Origin of the sequence: Sphingobacterium siyangense, assembly GCF_023277505.1 — a bacterium.
Taxonomy (GTDB): Bacteria; Bacteroidota; Bacteroidia; order Sphingobacteriales; family Sphingobacteriaceae; genus Sphingobacterium; species Sphingobacterium siyangense.
This window is the reverse complement of the sequence record NZ_CP080574.1, coordinates 759,998-782,574: the sequence shown is the minus strand read 5'-3', so window position 1 is coordinate 782,574 and position 22,577 is coordinate 759,998. Positions and strand designations below refer to the sequence as shown.

General features: G+C 43.8%; 14 protein-coding genes, 2 tRNA genes and 3 rRNA genes. 6 read left to right on the top strand and 13 right to left on the bottom strand.

The window, feature by feature from the left end:
* Positions 1 to 37: 37 nt before the first annotated feature.
* The 8 genes from K2F45_RS03235 to K2F45_RS03200 all read right to left on the bottom strand — a co-directional run bounded on the left by K2F45_RS03235 (position 38) and on the right by K2F45_RS03200 (position 11,011).
* The gene (locus tag K2F45_RS03235) at positions 38 to 928 is read right to left on the bottom strand and encodes a formylglycine-generating enzyme family protein (RefSeq protein ID WP_237241952.1); all 891 of its coding nucleotides are present in this window, start codon (positions 926 to 928) and stop codon (positions 38 to 40) included.
* A gap of 216 nt (positions 929 to 1,144) precedes the next feature.
* On the bottom strand, positions 1,145 to 2,551 hold the full coding sequence (locus K2F45_RS03230; RefSeq protein ID WP_236590176.1) for a Gfo/Idh/MocA family protein: 1,407 nt from the start codon (positions 2,549 to 2,551) through the stop codon (positions 1,145 to 1,147).
* A gap of 821 nt (positions 2,552 to 3,372) precedes the next feature.
* Positions 3,373 to 3,484, bottom strand: a 5S ribosomal RNA gene (rrf, locus tag K2F45_RS03225).
* A gap of 125 nt (positions 3,485 to 3,609) precedes the next feature.
* Positions 3,610 to 6,491 (bottom strand): 23S ribosomal RNA (locus K2F45_RS03220).
* Between the two features lie 227 nt (positions 6,492 to 6,718).
* Positions 6,719 to 6,792, bottom strand: a tRNA-Ala gene (locus K2F45_RS03215).
* A gap of 11 nt (positions 6,793 to 6,803) precedes the next feature.
* A tRNA-Ile gene (locus tag K2F45_RS03210) sits at positions 6,804 to 6,877 on the bottom strand.
* Positions 6,878 to 6,998: 121 nt separating this feature from the next.
* Positions 6,999 to 8,527, bottom strand: a 16S ribosomal RNA gene (locus K2F45_RS03205).
* Together the 16S, 23S and 5S rRNA genes with 2 tRNA genes alongside form the textbook arrangement of a ribosomal RNA operon.
* A 1,311-nt stretch (positions 8,528 to 9,838) precedes the next feature.
* Entirely contained in the window at positions 9,839 to 11,011 is a 1,173-nt protein-coding gene (locus tag K2F45_RS03200; RefSeq protein WP_075990942.1) for an acyl-CoA dehydrogenase family protein, read from the bottom strand.
* Positions 11,012 to 11,136: 125 nt separating this feature from the next.
* Here K2F45_RS03200 and amaB point away from each other — a divergent pair, with 125 nt between their 5' ends.
* Complete coding sequence (amaB, locus tag K2F45_RS03195) at positions 11,137 to 12,666, top strand: L-piperidine-6-carboxylate dehydrogenase (protein ID WP_075990941.1); 1,530 nt, start codon at positions 11,137 to 11,139, stop codon at positions 12,664 to 12,666.
* 19 nt (positions 12,667 to 12,685) lie between these two features.
* The gene (lat, locus tag K2F45_RS03190) at positions 12,686 to 13,975 is read left to right on the top strand and encodes an L-lysine 6-transaminase (protein WP_075990940.1); all 1,290 of its coding nucleotides are present in this window, start codon (positions 12,686 to 12,688) and stop codon (positions 13,973 to 13,975) included.
* Positions 13,976 to 14,036: 61 nt separating this feature from the next.
* Here lat and K2F45_RS03185 read toward each other — a convergent pair whose 3' ends face one another.
* The 3 genes from K2F45_RS03185 to K2F45_RS03175 form a co-directional block, all read right to left on the bottom strand.
* On the bottom strand, positions 14,037 to 14,804 hold the full coding sequence (locus K2F45_RS03185; RefSeq protein ID WP_216640431.1) for a suppressor of fused domain protein: 768 nt from the start codon (positions 14,802 to 14,804) through the stop codon (positions 14,037 to 14,039).
* Positions 14,805 to 14,882: 78 nt separating this feature from the next.
* Complete coding sequence (locus K2F45_RS03180) at positions 14,883 to 15,287, bottom strand: energy transducer TonB (protein ID WP_075990938.1); 405 nt, start codon at positions 15,285 to 15,287, stop codon at positions 14,883 to 14,885.
* A 115-nt stretch (positions 15,288 to 15,402) separates the two neighbouring features.
* Complete coding sequence (locus K2F45_RS03175; RefSeq protein WP_248932994.1) at positions 15,403 to 16,386, bottom strand: hypothetical protein; 984 nt, start codon at positions 16,384 to 16,386, stop codon at positions 15,403 to 15,405.
* A 222-nt stretch (positions 16,387 to 16,608) separates the two neighbouring features.
* Between K2F45_RS03175 and K2F45_RS03170 the strand changes: the two genes are divergently transcribed.
* Genes K2F45_RS03170 through K2F45_RS03155 form a run of 4 tightly spaced genes read left to right on the top strand, consistent with a single transcriptional unit; the run spans position 16,609 to position 18,785 of the window.
* Positions 16,609 to 17,115 (top strand): GbsR/MarR family transcriptional regulator, encoded by a 507-nt coding sequence (locus tag K2F45_RS03170; RefSeq protein ID WP_075990935.1) that lies wholly within the window; start codon positions 16,609 to 16,611, stop codon positions 17,113 to 17,115.
* A 4-nt stretch (positions 17,116 to 17,119) separates the two neighbouring features.
* On the top strand, positions 17,120 to 17,482 hold the full coding sequence (locus tag K2F45_RS03165) for a hypothetical protein (RefSeq protein ID WP_075990934.1): 363 nt from the start codon (positions 17,120 to 17,122) through the stop codon (positions 17,480 to 17,482).
* A 4-nt stretch (positions 17,483 to 17,486) separates the two neighbouring features.
* On the top strand, positions 17,487 to 17,867 hold the full coding sequence (locus K2F45_RS03160) for a hypothetical protein (protein ID WP_075990933.1): 381 nt from the start codon (positions 17,487 to 17,489) through the stop codon (positions 17,865 to 17,867).
* Between the two features lie 27 nt (positions 17,868 to 17,894).
* Positions 17,895 to 18,785 (top strand): TIGR01777 family oxidoreductase, encoded by an 891-nt coding sequence (locus K2F45_RS03155; RefSeq protein WP_075990932.1) that lies wholly within the window; start codon positions 17,895 to 17,897, stop codon positions 18,783 to 18,785.
* A gap of 32 nt (positions 18,786 to 18,817) precedes the next feature.
* On the opposite strand, the gene K2F45_RS03150 is transcribed toward K2F45_RS03155, so the two are convergent.
* A complete protein-coding gene (locus tag K2F45_RS03150) occupies positions 18,818 to 20,929 on the bottom strand; it encodes a type IA DNA topoisomerase (protein WP_075990931.1) in 2,112 nt (703 codons plus the stop codon).
* A gap of 110 nt (positions 20,930 to 21,039) precedes the next feature.
* Positions 21,040 to 22,398, bottom strand: coding sequence for a deoxyguanosinetriphosphate triphosphohydrolase (locus K2F45_RS03145; RefSeq protein WP_075990930.1), 1,359 nt, complete (start codon positions 22,396 to 22,398; stop codon positions 21,040 to 21,042).
* Between the last annotated feature and the right edge of the window lie 179 nt (positions 22,399 to 22,577).

Sequence of the window (22,577 nt, the reverse complement as noted above, 5' to 3'; positions counted from 1 at the left end):
CAATAAAATAGAAAAGGCTTGCAAATGCAAGCCTTTTCTATTTTATATCTTTTACACAGCGGAACCCAACATTATTTGTAGGACTGTTGACCTCCCCTTTTCCTCTGCTTCCGGCTTTATACCTTTCGCAATATTGATCATTGCAAAGAAATGATCCTCCCCGCTGAACGCGTTTTTCAAGATTTGGTTCCTGCGGATCATAAGAATCTTGTGGTCCTTTGGGGTTAGCAGTTGTACTATGCTGATAATAATCGGGTCTATAAAAATCAGCACACCATTCCCACACATTCCCTTCCATATCGTACAGTCCCAATGCATTTGCCTGAAATGATTTTACAGGCGCAGTCCCCTCAAAGCCATCCTCCTTTGAATCTTGTACAGGAAATTTTCCCTGGTAAATATTGGCGGTCCATTTACCATTAGGCTTCAAGTCCTTGCCCCAATAATACAAGTCATCGTTTGCATCGTTACGTCCTCTAGCCGCATATTCCCATTCCGCTTCTGTAGGTAATCGTTTTCCTGCCCATTTCGCGTAAGCTGCAGCATCTTCATAGGCAACCTGAACAACCGGATGATTCATTTTATCCTTTATCGAGCTATTCGGTCCCTCGGGATGTTGCCAGTTTGCACCAGGGACATACTCCCACCACATCAGATAATTGTTTAATGAATTGAGTTCTTTAGGTTTGGAAAATACAGCCGATCCCGGAACTAACATCTTGGGGTCTACCCCTGGAAAATCTTTCGGATCCAGCTCCCGCTCAGCAACAGTTACATAACCTGTCTCCTTTACAAACTGCGCAAACTGTGCATTTGTGACCTCATGTTCGTCCATATAAAATGAATTCAGTTGCACCTGATGTAAAGGCTTACTATCTTCAAAATTCGAACTTCCCATCAGAAATTTGCCCCCTTCGACTAATATCATCTTGTCCGTAGTCTTACTTTTTAACTGCGCAATTTGGGATTTTATCAGACCTGCGCGCGTAGGTATATTTTCCCCAACACAACAGGAAAGTGTATCCTTGGTGGAAAAAAACGATAAACAGGTAATTAGAGTCAGATTGAATAACATAATTAAAGATAAACATAAAAGGGGAACAATAAAAAGTTCCCCTTCAATAAGTCATTTTATATAAGAGGGCTATACGCCCAGTTGTATATTTTCTTTTTTCGCTGATCTAGCACGAATAGGCGTATTTCCACCGCCTTTTAACGTGATTTCTACCGGCGTATTATTTTTCCATGCACCCTTTGTGAAATCCGGTACATCAACTGTTTTACAGTTCTTTTCTACAGATTCAAAACTCAATGGCACGATACAGCTCCATGAAGCAGCATCATAGACATCCTGGTCCAAAGGTAATCCGTTGCGCAAACAGTCTATCAGACGCCAGTCCATCATAAAATCCATCCCACCGTGTCCACCAACCTGTTTTGCCTGCTCACCAATATATTTTACCAATTCTGGTGTGTATTTATCGTACAGTTCTTTTAATTTCTGTTCTGTAATGAATTCATGGCCAAAAGCAATATTCTCCGTAGGGTACTTTTGCGCAAATCCTTTCGTACCGCTCAGTGTATGCAGCCTAGAGTAAGGTCTAGGAGAAGTAACATCATGCTGCAGCATAATCGTTTTTCCTTTTGCGGTGCGAATAAGCGTTGTATTCATATTACCACGGTATTTCTTTCCGACAAATTCCTGAAAAAAAGAATCCTTGGCCGCTAGCTCTTTTGCTTTTTCTCCCATCATAAAATCATTGGAAGACATTGCCACAAGATGATCCATCTTATCCCCTCTATTGATATTTAAGCATTGTGCCACAGGCCCAAGACCATGAGTAGGATATAGATTTCCATTTAATTTTATATTTTCTCTCAGGCGCCACATGTTATCATAGCCATTCTTTGCAAAATTAAGATCCAGCAAATCGTGAATATAAGCACCCTCGGCATGAACGAGTTCGCCAAACAAGCCTTGGCGCACCATATTCAATGTCAGCATTTCGAAGAAATCATAACAGCAATTTTCCAGCATCATACAATGCTTTTTAGTCGCTTCAGATGTCTTCACGACCTCCCAACAATCTTTGATCGTCAAAGCGATCGGCACTTCACAAGCCACATGATTACCCGCTTTCATCGCGGCAATACTCATCGGAGTATGATAATCCCAAGGCGTACAAATATAGACCAGATCGAGTTTCTCTTCTTTCAACAGGGATTTCCAACCATCTTCACCTGAATACGCTTTCGGAGCTGTTAGACCTTTCGATGTAACGATTTTTGTTGCGCGCTCAACCCGATCCGGATGTTTGTCGCAAAGTGCGACAATTTCGCATCCCTCAATAAAGGACAACCGTTCAACAGCACCAGGACCGCGCATGCCCAGTCCAATCACTGCTACTCTGACTTTATCAATTTTTGGAGCTGCATAGCCACACATATTAAACGACTCTGCTGCCGTATTGGCATTGACCAAAGTAGGAAGTGAAACAGCCAGTGATGACAATATTCCGGCCTTTTTTAGAAAATCTCTTCTAGAATCCATAATTTAAAGTTCATATAAATTTAAAGGGACCAATTGGTCCCTCTAAAAAATCACCTATTTTAAAACAAACTAAACAGTCAATAGAAAAATCCTTTTGGATTGGATTTATATTTGGTTCTCATGTAAGAACTTAATCTCTATAACAATAATATAACACTTTTTTCTAAATAAAAAATGAAACTTGAAAGCAATCGTTTGCTTAATCTACACAAACGATTGCTTAATTTTTTATCTTCGTTGTTTTTCAATCGATATTCACTAGCCACAAAGTTTTCAATAATGAAATCCTTGATGGGGATAACAGTCATCACAGCCGTTTACTCTAGCAGGGAATATCGAGCTGCATTTGCTATCGTTATACAATTGGAACTACACAGAGGTATAGCTGCAGGTATAATGTTATATTACGTTCCTGATTGTGATGTGTACATAAGAAGATCAACTTATGTGGTTAATGACATTTTCCCATAAAGCTTAATAATAGTGGAAAATAGCTTTATAGCATGTAATTCTGATAGCTATATCTGCGACCACTACCTGTATACTTCCGGACAGTCGGATAGCATATACAACTCGTTATGACAAGTAGCTACTGCAAGGTTAATTGATATGCAGCTATAGGATACTGCTGAAAAGCAATAGCGTTTGACAAGGCTAGTAAAGGATAGTTGCGGAACAGCTTCCGATGGAGCAGGCTCACCGACGGTCCTGTGCTGCGATAACCGATAGGCGGAGGATATGCAATAGCCTGTACATGGAAATACGGAAGTACTTAAACGAAAGAAGCCCTTGACTGTTTCCAGCAAGGGCTTCCGTGTAAAAAAAGGCACCGACCTACTCTCCCACCTGTTACGGCAATACCATCGGCTCTGGCGGGCTTGACTGCTCTGTTCGGAATGGGAAGAGGTAGACACCGCCGATATAGGCACCTAAAAATCTTTATTGGATGATCTATGATATTCTTATCATGTGATTCATGCCAACTGACATAGCTATTGAAAGAGGTTCGTTTCTGTTTGTTTCAAAAATTAAAGAGGAAGACAACAGTGTCTGTCTGCTTGAGAAAGCTTCGGGCTATTAGTACCACTTGGCTTTGGTCTCTCAACCTTTACACCTATGGCCTATCAACGTAGTCATCTTCTACGACCCTATAAGGAAGTCTCATCTCGTGGCTAGTTTCGCACTTAGATGCTTTCAGCGCTTATCTATTCCAGACGTAGCTACCCTGCCGTACACCTGGCGGCATAACAGGTTCACCAGAGGTCTGTCCAACCCGGTCCTCTCGTACTAAGGTCAGATCCACTCAAACTTCCAACGCCCACAACAGATAGGGACCGAACTGTCTCGCGACGTTCTGAACCCAGCTCGCGTGCCACTTTAATGGGCGAACAGCCCAACCCTTGGGACCTTCTCCAGCCCCAGGATGTGACGAGCCGACATCGAGGTGCCAAACCTCCCCGTCGATATGAGCTCTTGGGGGAGATCAGCCTGTTATCCCCAGCGTACCTTTTATCCTTTGAGCGATGGCCCTTCCATACAGAACCACCGGATCACTATGTCCGTCTTTCGACCCTGTTCGACTTGTCGGTCTCACAGTCAAGCAAGCTTATGCCATTGCACTCCACGTACGGTTACCAAGCGTACTGAGCTTACCTTTGAAAGCCTCCGTTACCTTTTTGGAGGCGACCACCCCAGTCAAACTACCCACCAAACAATGTCCTCCCCATAAGGGAGTTAGAAACCGAATACAGAAAGGGCGGTATTTCAAGGTTGATTCCATGACTCCTGGCGAAGCCACTTCAACATCTCCCGCCTATCCTACACATCCTGTACCCAATCTCAATGTTAAGCTATAGTGAAGGTGCATGGGGTCTTTCCGTCCCGTTGCGGGTAATCGGCGTCTTCACCGATACCACAATTTCACCGAGCTCATGGCTGAGACAGCGCCCAGATCGTTACACCATTCGTGCAGGTCGGAACTTACCCGACAAGGAATTTCGCTACCTTAGGACCGTTATAGTTACGGCCGCCGTTTACTGGGGCTTCGATTCAATGCTTCTCTTGCGATGACATCCCCTCTTAACCTTCCAGCACCGGGCAGGTGTCAGGCCTTATACTTCATCTTGCGATTTTGCAAAGCCATATGTTTTTGTTAAACAGTCGCCTGGGCCTTTTCACTGCGGCTGCTCTTACGAGACAGCGCCCCTTCTCCCGAAGTTACAGGGCCATTTTGCCGAGTTCCTTAGCCATGACTCACTCGAGCACCTTAGGATTCTCTCCTCGACCACCTGTGTCGGTTTGCGGTACGGGTCTTCATAACCTGAAGCTTAGCGGGTTTTCTTGGAAGTCTGTTTACCTGCTCTATCAGCGCCACCGGAGCTTTGCTGTACTATTGGGTTTCAGCAGGGTCGGCGGATTTGCCTACCGTCCCTATACCTACGCCTTTCAACGAACTATTCCGTCAGTTCGCGGCAGTGTCACTACTCCGTCACCACATCGCAGTTATGAAGAGTACTGGAATATTAACCAGTTGTCCATCGGCTTGCCCCCTTCGGGTGCGCCTTAGGTCCCGACTGACCCTGATCCGATTAACGTTGATCAGGAAACCTTGGTCTTTCGGTGGGCGGGTTTCTCACCCGCCTTATCGTTACTTATGCCTACATTTGCTTTTCCATAACCTCCACAGTTCATTGCCAAACTGCTTCCCCGGCGATGGAATGCTCCCCTACCAGATGCATATCTTTCAATGCAAATCCATAGCTTCGGTACCGTTCTTGATGCCCGTTTATTATCCACGCCCGGCCGCTCGACTAGTGAGCTGTTACGCACTCTTTAAATGAATGGCTGCTTCCAAGCCAACATCCTAGCTGTCTGGGCAACCGGACCTCGTTAGTTCAACTTAGAACGAATTTGGGGACCTTAGCTGATGGTCTGGGTTCTTTCCCTCTCGGCCTTGGACCTTAGCACCCAAAGCCTCACTGCCGGCTATATTTGATAGCATTCGGAGTTCGTCTGGATTTGGTAGGATTTGACTCCCCCGCACCCAATCGGTAGCTCTACCTCTATCAAACTCTACGCCGACGCTGTTCCTAAAAACATTTCGGGGAGTACGAGCTATTTCCCAGTTTGATTGGCCTTTCACCCCTACCCTCAGGTCATCCGGAAACTTTTCAACGTTTATCGGTTCGGTCCTCCATTACATGTTACTGCAACTTCAACCTGCCCAAGGGTAGATCACAAGGTTTCGCGTCTACCTCATCTGACTATGCGCCCTATTAAGACTCGCTTTCGCTTCGGCTGCGTCCCTGAAGGACTTAACCTTGCCAGACAAGAGTAACTCGTAGGCTCATTATGCAAAAGGCACGCTGTCACAGGACCTGCCTGCTCCAACCGCTTGTAAGCACACGGTTTCAGGTTCTTTTCACTCCCCTGTTCGGGGTTCTTTTCACCTTTCCCTCACGGTACTGGTTCACTATCGGTCTCTCAGGAGTATTTAGCCTTACCAGATGGTGCTGGTGGATTCCCACAGGATTTCTCCGGTCCCGCGGTACTCAGGATACCACTATGTCAACATTCTTTACCTGTACGGGGCTCTCACCCTTGTCGCGCAGTTTCCCACCTGCTTCCAGTTCATAGCGCTGTACAATCTCGTGGTCCTACAACCCCGACCATGCCGTAACATGATCGGTTTGGGCTCTTTCCCGTTCGCTCGCCACTACTTGGGAAATCATTGTTATTTTCTTCTCCTACGCCTACTTAGATGTTTCAGTTCAGCGCGTTCGCGTTTTATACGACTATTCTTCAAATAGTCAGGTTGCCCCATTCGGAAATCTCTGGATCAAGTCGCATTTGCCAATCCCCAAAGCTTATCGCAGCTTATCACGTCCTTCTTCGCCTCTGAGAGCCTAGGCATCCCCCGTGTGCCCTTATTTACTTTCTTCACCGGCATAGCCTTTTGCTACTATGCGGCTGCTTTTGATATATATACCCGTATGCTAGGTTCGGGATCGTTCGGCATTCACCGAGGGCCTCTCCCTTACTTCAAACACATACACGTATTGTCTCTATACTGTTGTCTTCTCTTGTAATTTTTTTTCTCTTTCAATATGTCAAAGAACTCTTTTTCCGGTATCCTGAAGTATATCGCTATACACTTCACCGGTGATGTGGAGAATAACGGATTCGAACCGTTGACCCCCTGCGTGCAAGGCAGGTGCTCTAGCCAGCTGAGCTAATTCCCCTCTTTTTTTCGTAGTCCCGAGCAGATTTGAACTGCTGACCCCTACATTATCAGTGTAGTGCTCTAACCAACTGAGCTACGGGACTAGCTTATCTTGTTCATCTCTTTCTCTCGGTCCTGCTCCTTTCGGGGCGGGCACTTTCTTCTGATGTTTTTTCTTCTTGCAATCATATGTAACGTGACGAGCACCGATCTTCGATACTCTAGAAAGGAGGTATTCCAGCCGCACCTTCCGGTACGGCTACCTTGTTACGACTTAGCCCCAATTATCGGTTTTACCCTAACACGCTCCTTTCGGTAACATGCTTTAGGTACCCCCAACTTTCATGGCTTGACGGGCGGTGTGTACAAGGCCCGGGAACGTATTCACCGCGTCATTGCTGATACGCGATTACTAGCGAATCCAACTTCATGGGGTCGAGTTGCAGACCCCAATCCGAACTGTGAATGGCTTTTAGAGATTAGCATCATATTGCTATGTAGCTGCCCGCTGTACCATCCATTGTAGCACGTGTGTAGCCCCGGACGTAAGGGCCATGATGACTTGACGTCGTCCCCACCTTCCTCTCTGTTTGCACAGGCAGTCTGTTTAGAGTCCCCACCTTAAATGCTGGCAACTAAACATAGGGGTTGCGCTCGTTGCGGGACTTAACCCAACACCTCACGGCACGAGCTGACGACAGCCATGCAGCACCTAGTTTCGTGTCCCGAAGGACGAGTGCGTCTCTGCACTCTTCACTAACTTTCAAGCCCGGGTAAGGTTCCTCGCGTATCATCGAATTAAACCACATGCTCCTCCGCTTGTGCGGGCCCCCGTCAATTCCTTTGAGTTTCACCCTTGCGGGCGTACTCCCCAGGTGGATAACTTAACGCTTTCGCTGGGACGCTGGCTGTCTATCGCCAACATCGAGTTATCATCGTTTAGGGCGTGGACTACCAGGGTATCTAATCCTGTTCGATCCCCACGCTTTCGTGCATCAGCGTCAATACCAGCTTAGTGAGCTGCCTTCGCAATCGGAGTTCTAAGACATATCTATGCATTTCACCGCTACTTGTCTTATTCCGCCCACTTCAAATGGATTCAAGCCCATCAGTATCAAAGGCACTGCGATGGTTGAGCCACCGTATTTCACCCCTGACTTAATAGGCCGCCTACGCACCCTTTAAACCCAATAAATCCGGATAACGCTCGGATCCTCCGTATTACCGCGGCTGCTGGCACGGAGTTAGCCGATCCTTATTCTTCCAGTACATTCAGCTAGATACACGTATCTAGGTTTATTCCTGGACAAAAGCAGTTTACAACCCATAGGGCAGTCTTCCTGCACGCGGCATGGCTGGTTCAGGCTTCCGCCCATTGACCAATATTCCTTACTGCTGCCTCCCGTAGGAGTCTGGTCCGTGTCTCAGTACCAGTGTGGGGGATTCTCCTCTCAGAGCCCCTAGACATCGTCGCCTTGGTAAGCCGTTACCCTACCAACTAGCTAATGTCACGCGAGCCCATCTCTATCCTATAAATATTTAATAATTCCTCGATGCCGGGAAATTATATTATGCGGTGTTAATCTCTCTTTCGAGAGGCTATCCCCCTGATAGAGGTAGGTTGCTCACGCGTTACGCACCCGTGCGCCACTCTCACCATCTTCGAGCAAGCTCTCCGATGGATCCCGTCCGACTTGCATGTATTAGGCCTGCCGCTAGCGTTCATCCTGAGCCAGGATCAAACTCTCCATTGTAAAATGAAGTTTTTGATTCCAACTATTTATAATAATCAGAATTCTTTTTTTATATCTCTGATCTTGGATCGAATTGAACGAATTACTTGAATTTGTTCATGACTTTCGTTTGTCTACTCGTCACGCTTACATGATTGTGTTTTCTTAAAGAACTTTGTCGCTTCAACTTCCGTATCCGCTATATTCCGATGGGCATTGCGCCCTCTTTATCTTTTTTGTTTTCCCCTTCGTTTCCGTTGGGACTGCAAAGGTAGAAATCTTTTCTGAACTTCCAAAAACTTTTTGAAGTTTTTTTTCTTTTCCCTTTTTTCGATTTCCGCGTTTAAAATAAACTGAGCGGGATTTTTGATCCTGCCAGGCTTCTCTTAAACCCTTCTTTTTTCAGGGTTCCTTCTTTCAAAGCAACCGTCCCTCCCTTGCGGAGTGGTGCAAAGATAGGGAGTTTTCGGGCAGACTTCCAAGCCTTTTGTTCTTATTTATTTCATTTTGCCCCTAACTACCTGTAACGGTGCGAGATTCTTTTTCATTTTAGCGGCGGAAGCTGCAGAGGGAGGCGAAAAACAGCTGATCCTGCACCCGAAATGGGGACAGGGAAGCACGCGGCTCCGTGAAATGGGCTCCCCCGAGGTTTAACGGAGGGATTTCAGCACCGGCGGCAGGGGCAAACATAAGCAGCCGGGACCGGGGTACAAGGCCAAGCAGATGGACGAGCAGATATTGGTAAGGCAGGAATACCTCCTTTTATAGCTATACTTTCTTACCTGTTTACTTAGGGTTAGTTTAGGGTTTAGTTAGGGTTAGTTTAGGTATAGTATAGGTATAAGCTAATCAAAACCTAACTTAATGCTAAGCTAAGTATAAACAAAAGCTAAACTAAAGAATAAGAAGTTCAGAATTATTTTTATCGAGAGGGTAACTAGGGGTCTGCTCGGAGGTAGGCCTCCGGCTGCCGCGCAGGATCTGGGGGGACCTCCTGTTCCGCTCTCCACAGGCTTCGTGCCATGTTCGGGGAAGATTTGCACTGACTCCGTGTTTTGTCCGTGTTGAGTCCGTGTTCCGTCCGACCCCGACATGGAGACAGAACCCGCTCACGATGGACACACCTTGCTCACAGGGCGAACCTAAGACCTATCTAAACCCTGTCCAGGCTCTTTCAGAGTCAAACATGAGTCGCACCGCAGCCGAAAACAAGTCGAACTGGATCCGACCCCCTGCCCTAGAAATAACAAAGAATAACCAAAAAACAACAAACACTCGGACTAGCATAGGATACATAAGCCTAAAAGCTCCGTTCCGCAACAAAAGTTTACATTACGAAAAAGCGTTCAGCCCCGTAATATCTTGTCCCGTGATTAATAAATGAATATCATGTGTCCCTTCATAGGTAACTACAGACTCTAGGTTCATCATATGCCGCATAATAGGAAAATCACCCACTATCCCCATTCCGCCAAGGATCTGCCTGGATTCACGCGCAATCTGCAGCGCCATATTCACATTGTTCCGCTTTGCCATGGAGATTTGCTGTGGAGTAGCACGTCCCTCATTTTTGAGCTGCCCTAAACGCCACGACAACAACTGCGCCTTGGTAATTTCCGTCAGAAATTCCGCTAGCTTCTTTTGCTGCAATTGAAAACCAGCAATTGGTTTATCAAACTGATGTCGCTCCAAAGCGTATTGAACCGCAGTTTCATAACAGTCTATTGCTGCTCCGATCACTCCCCATGAAATTCCATAGCGGGCCGAATTCAAACAGGAAAGCGGTCCACGCATTGAATTTACAGCAGGAAGCACATTTTCCGCAGGGATATAAACATCATGAAAAACCAATTCACCTGTTTTGGAAGCGCGCAAAGACCATTTATGCAGGGTCTCTGGCGTTTCAAAACCAGCCATTCCACGTTCAACAATTACTCCCCGCACCTTTCCGGCCTCATCTCGTGCCCAAACGACAGCAATATCGCAGACAGGCGAATTTGTAATCCACATTTTGGCTCCATTCAATAAAAAACCATCTCCTTTTGCCGTCAATTTCGTTTCCATTCCCCCCGGATCAGATCCATGATTAGGCTCAGTAAGCCCAAAAGAACCGACCAACTCGCCCGATGCTAACAGCGGCAAATATTTACGACGCTGCTCCTCGCTACCATAGGTATAAATCGGAAACATCACCAAAGAGGATTGCACCGATGCCGCCGAACGAATTGCCGAATCACCGGCTTCCAATTCCTGCATAATCAAGCCATAGGAAATCTGATCCAATCCCGCCCCGCCATATTCAGCAGGAATATAAGGCCCTAAAGCTCCAATTGCTCCCAATTTAGGCATCAATCCCGCAATAGCACGGTGCTCCTGCGCCGCGTCTTCAATGAAAGGCTTAATCTCTGTGTTCACAAAATCACGGACAGACTGCCGTATCAGTTTATGTTCTTCGGACAATAAATCGTCCACCTGGTAATAATCGATATTAATTTGTTTGATCATGATATAGTCTACATTAGCTTATCTAAGATAACGATTATTTTTCACTGAACAATATTCAGCACAAACTTGTCAATAAAAAATTTATTTCATATATTTAAACTATTTCACGAATAAAATAAACCATTATGATAAAAGCAGCGCTTAAAACACTTGGAATATCTTCTCAGAATTTAGGATCATCAACTGGACAACAATGGTTTTCCGAGGGTAAAGAATTCGAATCCTTTTCACCTGTCGATGGAAAGCTCATCGCAAAAATAAAAGGCAGCAATCGTCAGGACTACGAAGCGGTCATTAAGCAAGCCGGAGATGCTTTTTTACAATGGCGCCTACTACCTGCCCCAAAAAGAGGAGATATCGTTCGCCAATTGGGTGACAAGCTCCGTGAACTTAAACCCATTCTCGGAAAATTAGTTTCCTATGAAATGGGTAAATCTTACCAAGAAGGCATGGGGGAAGTGCAAGAGATGATCGATATCTGCGACTTCGCGTTAGGCCTATCTCGCCAACTGTATGGTAACACCATCCATTCGGAACGCCCCGGGCACCGCATGTACGACCAATATCATCCTTTGGGCGTTGTAGGTATTATTACAGCATTTAACTTTCCGGTGGCGGTATGGGCATGGAACACCGCCCTCGCACTGGTCTGCGGCAACACTGTCGTCTGGAAACCCAGCGAAAAAACACCGCTATGTGCCATAGCTTGCCAAAAATTACTTGCAGAAATCCTACACAGCAACGGGCTGCCCGAGGGAATATCCAACCTCGTCATGGGCGACAGAGAAGTTGGCGAGTGGCTTTCGGCAGACAACCGCATCGCTTTGATTTCTGCAACAGGATCCACGCGCATGGGAAAAGAAGTCGCCGTCGCCGTAGCACAACGCCTCGGTAAAACACTTTTGGAACTCGGTGGAAACAATGCAATCATCGTTACTCCAGACGCAGACTTAAAAATGACCATCATCGGTGCTGTATTTGGCGCCGTGGGTACAGCCGGACAACGCTGCACAAGCACCCGAAGACTTATTATCCATGAGCACATTTATGACAATGTCAAAAAACAACTGACCAAAGCTTATGGTCAATTAAAAATTGGTGACCCTTTGGACACGAAAAATCATGTAGGACCATTGATTGACAAAGCCGCCGTAAAATCATACTTAAACGCACTGGACAAAATTAAAACACAGGGGGGAAAAATGCTGATCAAGGGAAAGGTACTTGAAGGCAAAGGCTATGAAAGTGGCTGTTATGTGCAGCCTGTTATTGCCGAAGTCGAAAATCATTATGAAATCGTACAGCATGAGACCTTTGCCCCTATTCTTTACTTAATCAAATACAAGGGAGATATCAGTGCGGCCATAGATCTACAAAACAGCGTCGCACAGGGGTTGTCTTCGGCCGTCATGACGAACAACCTACGGGAAGCCGAGCTATTTCTGAGTGCTGCTGGCTCTGATTGTGGTATCGCCAACGTCAATATCGGCACATCGGGAGCAGAAATCGGAGGTGCTTTTGGAGGCGAAAAAGAGACTGGCGGAGGTCGGGAATCTGGGTCAGATGCCTGGAAAGCCTATATGCGCCGTCAGACAAATACCATCAATTATACGACTGACCTACCGTTGGCACAAGGTATCAAATTTGATTTATAAACCATTTACACACAAAATTATGAGCAACGTACATGAAAGATTAAGCAAACATATATTGGCCGATGGATTTCCTTTGGTTATGGATATGGAAAAATCCCATGGTTCTTATGTCGTGGATGAAAATGGGGATGAATACCTCGATATGTTCAGTATGTTTGCTTCCATGGCCGTGGGTTACAATCATCCACATTTGGTCAAACAACGTGACTTCTTAGGCAAAATGGCCGTCAATAAGCCAGCCATGTCTGATATTTACCCAAAAGAGTTTGCTGATTTTGTCGACACTTTTGACCGGGTAGCCATACCGAAAGAACTCTCCTATGCCTTTTTCATATCAGGCGGAACACTCGCCGTGGAAAATGCTTTAAAAGCTGCCTTTGACTGGAAAACAAGGCTTAATTTTGCACAGGGAATACAAAAGGAAGCCAGCCAGGTCATTCACTTTAAACAGGCTTTTCATGGCAGATCCGGTTATACCCTGTCCTTAACAAATACACAAGACCCCAGAAAATACCTTTATTTTCCAAAGTTCAACTGGCCACGCATTACCAATCCGAAGTTGAGCTACCCCTTAACAAGCGAACATATTGAGCAGACCATTACTTTGGAGGAAAAGGCTGTCTTAGAAATACGCCAAGCCCTTGCCGCCAACCCCAACGATATCGCCTGTATCATTATTGAACCGATACAGGGCGAAGGTGGCGACAACCATTTTCGAAAGGAATTTTTCGTACAGCTTCGTCAAATCTGTGATGAAAATCAGATCCTATTGATTTTTGACGAAGTACAGACCGGATTGGGTATTACGGGGAAAATGTGGGCTTACCAACATTACAACGTAATTCCCGATATCATTGCCTTCGGCAAAAAAGCACAGGTATGTGGTATACTGGCGAGTAAGGAAAAATTTGATCAGGTGGAACATCATGTCTTTAAAGAGTCCAGTCGTATCAATTCAACATTTGGTGGTGATTTTATGGATATGCTCCGCTTTAAATTAATTCTTGAAGTCATAGAACAAGAAAATCTCGTTCAAAATGCAGCAGAAAAAGGGCACTATCTACAAGATAAGCTCCAGGAACTGCTAGTGAAAAAACCGCAGCTGTCCAATTTACGAGGAGAGGGTTTATTCGTTGCATTGGATTTCACATCGGAAGCTGCACGCAATGAATTTATCAAAAATGCCTATGCAAATAAACTGATTATGTTAGGCTGTGGAGAGAAAAGTATCCGTTTTAGACCGCACCTTAATGTGAGTTATGAGGATATCAATAAAACGATAGCAATTATAGAAAAGAGTATTTCCTAAAAAATAAGCAATGCTAAAAAGCTTCAATGTAGCCTATAGCATTGCTTATTTTTTTTATAAACTATCTATCTCTACATACATTGGGACGGTCAATATCGACCAGTTCTGAAATTCCATACTCATCAAACAGGTCTAAGAGTGCATCTGTACCTTCTTCAAGTTTGTAATCCATCTCTTCTTTATATACAGGGATCATTGCATAAAAATTGATCAGATTACCATCTTTGGTTTTTAACTCCAAAAATTCTTCATCAAAACTTAGCATAGGTGGAAGCAGCAACATACAACCGAAACCTGTATTTGCAATATCCTCGGCTTCCATCCCATTGGGAATGGTATGCCCATATCCCAACCAGGTTTTATATTCATGGGGAAACCGCGCTAATCTTTTCAAAAAGTAGACCGGCCAATAATTGTTGTCATCCTGAAATTCCTCTTCTCCGATCTTCCAATCTGCCGGCAACACGACCATCAGCTCCGCCCGTTCATAAGCCTCTTTGTTTTCAACTTCATCTGGAACATGCATAGCCAAATCACTCATGCCTGAAGTAACCAATATATGGAATGGATAGTTTGCACTTGGTTTAATCCAATGCACATCGATATGAACAAGTTCGGAGATAATCTCATGGAACACCATATCGGGTTCGGCAATATATTTGGTCAAATGCTCCTCGATTTCATCCAGATAGACACATTGTACCTCCGGAAATAAGCTTTTTGGATCCTTATCATCAGATTGATCCTCATAACGGTAGACCGTAGACCCTCCAGCAGTAATTTCTGTATCTTTTTTTTCGGACGGAGATTCTTCCTCTTCGCCGCTCATAATTTTTTTGACTTTATCCCAAAATGACATATTATCTTATAAATGGTGAAAATTTTAGCGATTATTTTCTATTCAAATTTATTCAATTACAGCTACTACAGGCTGTCTAAATCTTGTTTTAACTGGTTTTCCTTTGACCTGTCCCGGCATCCATTGTGGCGATCTGCGCATGGCAGACAACACAGCCTTTGCAAACTCGGGACTCACTTTATCGGGATTCTCGATTTCAATATTACAGATCGCTCCATCTTCACAAACAATAAATTTCAGAACTGCCGTCTGCCGAGATCCATATTTTGCATAGGCCACACTGTCCATTGCCCTGATTGTTCCCGACAAATCCAGGTTATTTTGCAAAAATCTGGACCAGGCCACCACCCCGCCCTTGAAATAGGGAAAATCATCAACGTTCTGTGCAATACTGTCTGCAGGAATATCCCGTTTAGCAATCACTTGTGCACTTGCGGAAGTACACCATACCATAAAAAGTAGAATTGAAAAAAAAGTCTTAAATCCAGTTAAATACATAACCTATCCTATCCATAATCGTACCATTTAACGCTTGTATAAGATAATTTATTGCTTTAAATCCTCCGGACTAATTGAGCGGCATAGCAACCTCTGCATTAAACGCCCCTGTTTCATCAACAAGAAAACTGATCGGATGCTCCGGATTTTTAATAATCTCGAATAAAGTCAATCCCCAAGGTTTCCAAAAATTTTCCAAAACTTGGCCATAAGTCTTATTTTGCCAATGATCAAAGATAGGTTTCATCGACATATCCGCTAATGGCATAGGTTCAACATAGACTTTTTCCGGGGTGTTTAGATAGGTATAATCTGGCAAACGGTTAAATAAGTAGGCTGAATAAAAATAGCGTGCACACAATTCTTCAAACTGGATCGGGTGTAATGTTTTGCCCGCAATGACTTTGAGAATATCTTCGTGATAAATATTGTTTGTCGCATTATCTTGAAGACAGGCAACTACAGCAAAGTCCTTCATACGGATCGAGAAGATCAAGGTATTGATTTCATCACGATACATAAATGTATCCGGTGCATTCTCAACAGGTACAACAACCAATGAAAATGGGAATGTATTTTCAAACTCCATCGGTACAACCAGAGACTGTAACATCGCATGTAGATTCGTAAAACGCTGTGCAAGCGCCTGAGAAAAGTTCATATCTTCACCAGAAGCTTTTTGCTGCTGAATTCCCGCAAAAATTTCATTAAAAACCACTCCATAGATGATTTTTGTCATCCATTGAAACAATAGTAATGGATCCAGCTGTTTGACGGCTTCATAGCCTTGTTCAAACGACTGTTCTACCGCACGTTCCATTTGCTCAATAGCTTCGGCTGCAGCCATGGAACACGGTAGTTTCAACGATTTGTAAGTAACCAGATTCTCATCCAGCATTTTAAAAGGTTTATCTTCCAATTGAAAAGATTTCATCATCCATACAGGAAACACCTGAATGGATTCTTCTTCCGACTGAAGCTTATTCCCTGTTAAAAAACAAATATCTGAATCAAACTGAAATTGTTTGAATGGATTATACAAAGTTGTCGCCATAATGCTGGCAAAGTTAAAACAAATCGAAAAGTCCGCAAGAAAAGCAAATTCTTATTACGATATGGTGACTTGCATTCTTAAACTTATTTTATTTTCAGAAATTATTGAAAATTCAAAAACTTTAAATACCTTTGATATAGGCAATCACAAAAAGGATGGGAAAGCCGATCGGTTCAATAGTCCGATAAAAATAAATTGAGGTATTGGCAAAATAAAAGCACGATGGAATTACAAGAAGCAAAACAACAGTTCATAGACACCTGGGGCGCATTAGGTTCTGAATGGGGGATCAACAAATCTGTTGCTCAGGTTCATGCCCTACTCCTTTCTGCAAGCAATCCCATGTCTACAGATGAGATTATGGAAAAGTTAGTGATCTCCCGCGGGAATGCCAATATGAGTATCCGGCAATTGATCGATTATGGTATTGTCTACAAAAAACATATTGCTGGTGATCGAAAGGAATATTTCGTCGCAGAGAAAGAGGTCTTAAAATGGGCGATGAAAATTGCAGTGATGCGTAAGCAGAAAGAGCTTGACCCCGTAATGGATATTCTAAAGGATATAAGCCAGAATACCGAAAAGGACCAGACTGCAGAAGGTAAGGAGTTCCATAAAACGGTAAAGGACATCCAAAATTTGACGGATCAACTCGAAACTATTGCCAACAAAATTTTCAATACAAGCGGCGGAGATTTATTAATCAAATTGATCAAACTAATGATGTAGCGTCATGAACTTCAATATCCTAGCGTACGCAATCTACGGCCTGCTCACCTGTTATATTATTCTTTGGGTCGGTCGGTTATTCCATAAAAATGGCCGGATTTTCATCCTCTCGCTTTTCCGCCAGGAGGTCAACTTGGCCGATACGACAAATAATTTATTGCTGCTGGGATATTACCTACTCAACATTGGATATGCAATCCTGCAATTTAGTTATTGGCGACAAATTGAATCATTTGATGAAATGATCTGCAGCATTGCCTTTAAAACAGGACGATTACTTTTTGTCCTCGTTGGGTTACATTACTTCAATATGCTCAGTATTTACTTTTTCGCAAAAAGAAAGAATTCATTAACCATTAAACATTAATATCATGGGAAATTTAACAGTTATCGGGTACTTTATCTACTTACCCATTGCAATAGGATTAACCTATTATGTTGCCTACGTGCTTTTTAAAAATAGCATTGTTTACATGAATGATATCTTTGCCGGCAGGCCGGAGGTAGCCCATGCCACAAATAATCTATTTCGCATCGGATTCTACCTCATGAATTTGGGATTTGCACTCTACATACTTGAAATCAGCCTGTACAAGCCCAGCATTCAGGAACTCATTGAGCGTCTGAGTTATAAAATCGGTGGATTTAGCATATATCTTGGTGTAATGCTCTTTCTTAATATGTTTCTCTTCTTTAGAGGCAAACGGATTGCAAAACAACGAAGAAACATGGATACAACCTTCAATGCATAATTAAAACAGACTGCAAATACACTTGCCATGAATAAAATAGTCATCGCTGGAGGAACAGGTTTTGTTGGACAATATCTTTCCGAGAGATTTCGTACATTAGGCTATCAGGTGATCATCATTGGCCGTCGGCCGGGCAATATCCTTTGGACCGATCGATCCGCTATTTCCGATTCACTGGAAAATGCAGCGATGCTAATCAATCTAGCCGGAAAATCTGTCAACTGTCGGTATAACGAAAAAAATAAGGCCGAAATATTTTCCTCACGGACAGCAACGACTACGCTTCTCGGCGAGCTCACAGCAGGCTGTACTAATCCACCAAAGCTATGGCTAAACGCGAGTACCGCCACCATCTATCGTCACGCCGAAGATCGTCCAATGACAGAAAGTTCGGGGGAGATCGGAACAGGTTTTTCCGTCGATGTTGCAACATTATGGGAAAAGACTTTTTTCGACTTCAAATCGGAAAAGACAAGGCAGGTGGCACTTCGGATGGCGATAGTTTTGGGCACGGATGGAGGGGTTATCCTTCCTTTTAAAAATCTTGTACGTGCCGGACTAGGGGGTATACAGGGAAATGGCCGGCAATATTTTAGCTGGATTCATATTGAAGATCTATTTCAGCTTATTCTGTTCTTAAAAGGTCATGAAGATTTGTATGGTGTCGTCAATTGTGCGGCACCCAACCCGATTATGAATAAGACTTTTATGGCAACTTTTCGACAGGTAATGAACCGTAAAATTGGCCTACCATCTCCAAAATGGCTACTGGAAATAGGTGCGGCTTTAATCGGTACGGAGACAGAGCTGCTTTTAAAAAGCCGTTGGGTATTACCTGAAAGGTTGGAGAACAGTGGATTTACCTTCAAGTTTCCAACGATTTCAACTGCTTTGCAGGATATTTTGCAGCGGGGATAAAAACCGAAAAGATAAATACGTGGGGTAAACCATTATCCCACGTTAACCTTGAAATTTTCAAATACAAGTGGCGCAGTGACAATAGTGCCCTCGTTATTTTTTACGCCTTTAAACTCGGAGGTTTTTCCTTTCTCCAATAGGTTCTTCATCTCTTTTTCGTCCAGAAAGATACCATTTAATGTCCGCCAGATCTTAAAATCACATCCACGGGCATAATGGTCGCACTGGGCCACTTTATCGTAGAGCAAAATCAACCCCTTCTCACATTTCGGACATTTTATCTTTCCTTTTTGTTGAGGTTTAACTTCCTCTTGTGCGAGAGAAATCCGCAGTGTCAACAATTCTTTTGTGATTTTGGCCGTATAGTCCTTAATATGTTTCATAAAAACATCATAAGACACTTTATTGGCCCGCATTTCCTCCAGTTTCTGCTCCCATTTACCGGTCAAAGTTACTTTGGCAATGGAACGATCTTTTACAAGATTGTATACCGCAAGCCCCTTTTCCGTTGGAATCAGTTTTTTCTTGTCGCGCTTAATATAATCACGTTGAAAAAGTGTTTCGATGGTTGCAGCACGCGTAGCAGGTGTACCAAGTCCACAGTCCTTCATAGCCTGTCGCATCTCATCGTCTTCAATTTCCTTTCCCGAGGTTTCCATGGCCTTCAATAACGAAGCTTCGGTATGTATGGGTCTTGCTTTGGTAAAACGTTCGGCAAGTTCGAGGGTCAGAATCTGCAATAATTCCTCGGCTAACAGCTTCGGTAATTGCGCATTTTCATTATCCTGATCGTCATTATTTTTATCTTCATCAGGCGCTTCGATCTGCTCCGCGGAAAGACGCCAACCGTATTGCTTGATCACAGTACCTTTGGCGATAAGTTCAACTCCCTGCGCATCAATTGTCACGGTGGTAATATCTTTTATACAAACTTCCGAGAAACTTTCCACCATACGCTTGGCAATCATATTGTAAACGTTCTGTTGCTCTTTGAGCATGGACCCCGGCTTTTCATCCGTCACCAACAAGGCATGGTGATCTGTTACCTTTTTATCATCGACAGAACGTTTGTTCAATTTTGCACCGATCAGATTTTTTGCAATCGACGCGATGGATTCGTCTGCGGTATCTGCTAAATGTTGAAAAAGTGCGTCAATTTCTTCAAAAACATCCTCACCGATGTAACGGGAGCCCGTACGCGGATAAGTGATGACCTTCTTTTCGTAAAGTGTTTGCGCAATACTCAGTGTCTGATCTGCCGAATAACCATATTTTTTATTTGCATCCTGTTGCAGCGATGTCAAATCAAATAGCAAGGGTGGCTGTTCTTTTGTTTCTTTGGCTTCCACCTTTGCCACACGGGCATTGGAACCAACGGTCAATCGCGCAATGGTTTGCTCGGCAACATCCTTTTTATCGATCTTATTGGAGGTTGCCTTAAAACTGATATTGTCTTTTTCAAACCCGGCCTGGATTTTATAAAATGCCTGGGGTTTAAAATCTTTGTTTTCCAGATAGCGTGAACAAATCATGGCCAAAGTTGGCGTCTGTACACGGCCCAAAGAAAGTAATCCTTTATTTCCCGCCGCCAAGGTGATGGCCTGCGTCGCATTGATACCGATGAGCCAATCTGATTCCGAACGTGAGCGGGCAGACATATATAGGCTATCGTATTCCGCACCTGCTTTCAGATTGGCAAATCCTTCTTTAATGGCCTTATCTGTTTGACTCGATATCCAAAGGCGTTTAAAAGGAACTTTAGAACCCAAAAAATAGTATATATTACGAAAGATCAATTCCCCTTCCCGTCCAGCATCGGTAGCCACAATGATTTCTTCGGCCTGTTCTAAAAGGGATTTTATGGTGTTGAGTTGCTTAACTGCTCCGGTATCATCCATCTGCTTGCCATCACGCTTCACTTTCTTTGACTCCAGCTTAAATGTTGGTGGAATGATCGGCAAGTTTGAAATTGTCCACGAATTGTATCCGTAAGCCTGTGGCGTACAGAGTTGAACCAAATGACCAAAAGCATACGTAAAAGCATAGCCATTGCCGGCGATATAACCGTCTTTGACTTCCTTCGCCCCCATCACTCGAGCTAGATCACGCGCCACGGAGGGCTTTTCAGCAATTACAACCTTCATTTTAGATATGAGATGTTAGATTTTCGATCCGAGACTAGCTGTAATGCCCGAGGGTATTACAGCTAGTCTCAATTTAATATTGATGTTTTAACCCTTTACCTTAAACGTCCCTATTCTATGGATGGTATCGTTATTCCTTTGATTTTACGATACAGCTCTATCGCATAAACATCAGTCATACCTGAAACAAAATCCAATACACAACGAATTTTCGAATACGAATCTTGTTTGTCCGTATAAAATTGTTCAGGAATTAACGCAACTAGCTTTTTATCGTAATTATTCTTGTTCTTCTTCAGGTATGCCGGAACAAATTCTTTCAATAGGGCATCCATCACCCGGTAGCCAGCAATCTCAATCTGTACAACTGTGGGTGCATTATAGATTTTTGCAATGGAAATCTTCGAGATTTTGTTCATTTGTGTAACAATATCTTCATCTAGGGCATCCATCAACGCTGATGCGAAAGTTCCTGACAGAAACTTGTCCTGCTCACGTACAAAGACATCAACACATCCTTTAATCAAGGTATTGATCGCTTTGGCACGTAACAATGCTACGCGGCTTGGGGTATCCAGCAATCCATCGAGTCTGTCACGAAGATTTTCTTTACCACATAGTGGCAATAGTAATTCTTCGACTTCCTGATAGGACAATATTTTAAGATGATGAGCATCTTCTAAGTCAATAATATTGTAACAGATATCATCTGCAGCCTCCACGAGATAAACCAGGGGATGTCTCAGATAGCCCTTTGGATTAGAGGGATCTTTTAATAGTCCCAATTCATTGGCAACCTTCTCAAACGCCTTTTGTTCTTCTGTAAAAAAGCCATATTTCTTGCGGTGATGGCTCTTCTTAAGGTGGCCATCAATTGCCAAACAGGGGTATTTTACAATGGAAGCCAGCGAAGTATAGGTCAATGCAAAACCTTTGGGATCCTTGCCCTGGAAGGCATGCGTCAAAATCCGCAGGGCATTTGCATTTCCTTCAAAGTGGGTCAGATCTGCCCATTCTTCGGCTGTGACCTGCTCTTGGTATTTACGTCCATCTCCATCTGTGAAATACGTAGATATGGCGGATTCACCCGAGTGGCCAAAGGCTGGGTTGCCCAAGTCATGTGAAAGACATGCCGCCGAGATAATATTTCCGACTTCTTGCAGAAAGGGGTAATCATTATCCAGGTTTGGATTTTCCTCTTTCAGCTGCGCATAAAACATACGCCCCAAAGAGCGTCCCACACTGGCAACTTCTAAACTATGTGTCAATCTATTGTGCACGAATACAGCACCAGGAAGTGGAAAAACCTGCGTCTTATTCTGTAATCTCCGAAATGGGGATGAAAAGATCAAACGATCATAATCCCGTTGAAATTCCGACCGGGCCACAAGGTAACTATCTACGCTCCGATCTTCGTAACCCCAGCGCTTTGCAGAGAGCAAATCTTTCCAATTCATTTTTTCAGACATAGCGCAAACTTAGATAAATTTGCCTTTAAATACAATTATAATCATAGGATACAGCTTCGGAAATTATCCGAATGACTGTCCGCATATCGCTATATTTTACTCCTGTTATTCACCTATTCAGGAGTCATTATTGCAACAGTATCCATGATTGCATTTCAAAATGACAAATTTTACAAACA

What these genes read in the sequence shown, in the direction of transcription:
- K2F45_RS03155 (WP_075990932.1), top strand. Translation starts at nt 17,895, where the DNA reads ATGAATAAAATAGTCATCGCTGGAGGAACAGGTTTTGTTGGACAATAT.
- K2F45_RS03175 (WP_248932994.1), bottom strand. Translation starts at nt 16,386, where the DNA reads ATGGCGACAACTTTGTATAATCCATTCAAACAATTTCAGTTTGATTCA.
- K2F45_RS03200 (WP_075990942.1), bottom strand. Translation starts at nt 11,011, where the DNA reads ATGATCAAACAAATTAATATCGATTATTACCAGGTGGACGATTTATTG.
- K2F45_RS03185 (WP_216640431.1), bottom strand. Translation starts at nt 14,804, where the DNA reads ATGAGCGGCGAAGAGGAAGAATCTCCGTCCGAAAAAAAAGATACAGAA.
- lat (WP_075990940.1), top strand. Translation starts at nt 12,686, where the DNA reads ATGAGCAACGTACATGAAAGATTAAGCAAACATATATTGGCCGATGGA.
- K2F45_RS03230 (WP_236590176.1), bottom strand. Translation starts at nt 2,551, where the DNA reads ATGGATTCTAGAAGAGATTTTCTAAAAAAGGCCGGAATATTGTCATCA.
- K2F45_RS03170 (WP_075990935.1), top strand. Translation starts at nt 16,609, where the DNA reads ATGGAATTACAAGAAGCAAAACAACAGTTCATAGACACCTGGGGCGCA.
- amaB (WP_075990941.1), top strand. Translation starts at nt 11,137, where the DNA reads ATGATAAAAGCAGCGCTTAAAACACTTGGAATATCTTCTCAGAATTTA.
- K2F45_RS03150 (WP_075990931.1), bottom strand. Translation starts at nt 20,929, where the DNA reads ATGAAGGTTGTAATTGCTGAAAAGCCCTCCGTGGCGCGTGATCTAGCT.
- K2F45_RS03180 (WP_075990938.1), bottom strand. Translation starts at nt 15,287, where the DNA reads ATGGTATGGTGTACTTCCGCAAGTGCACAAGTGATTGCTAAACGGGAT.
- K2F45_RS03165 (WP_075990934.1), top strand. Translation starts at nt 17,120, where the DNA reads ATGAACTTCAATATCCTAGCGTACGCAATCTACGGCCTGCTCACCTGT.
- K2F45_RS03145 (WP_075990930.1), bottom strand. Translation starts at nt 22,398, where the DNA reads ATGTCTGAAAAAATGAATTGGAAAGATTTGCTCTCTGCAAAGCGCTGG.
- K2F45_RS03235 (WP_237241952.1), bottom strand. Translation starts at nt 928, where the DNA reads ATGATATTAGTCGAAGGGGGCAAATTTCTGATGGGAAGTTCGAATTTT.
- K2F45_RS03160 (WP_075990933.1), top strand. Translation starts at nt 17,487, where the DNA reads ATGGGAAATTTAACAGTTATCGGGTACTTTATCTACTTACCCATTGCA.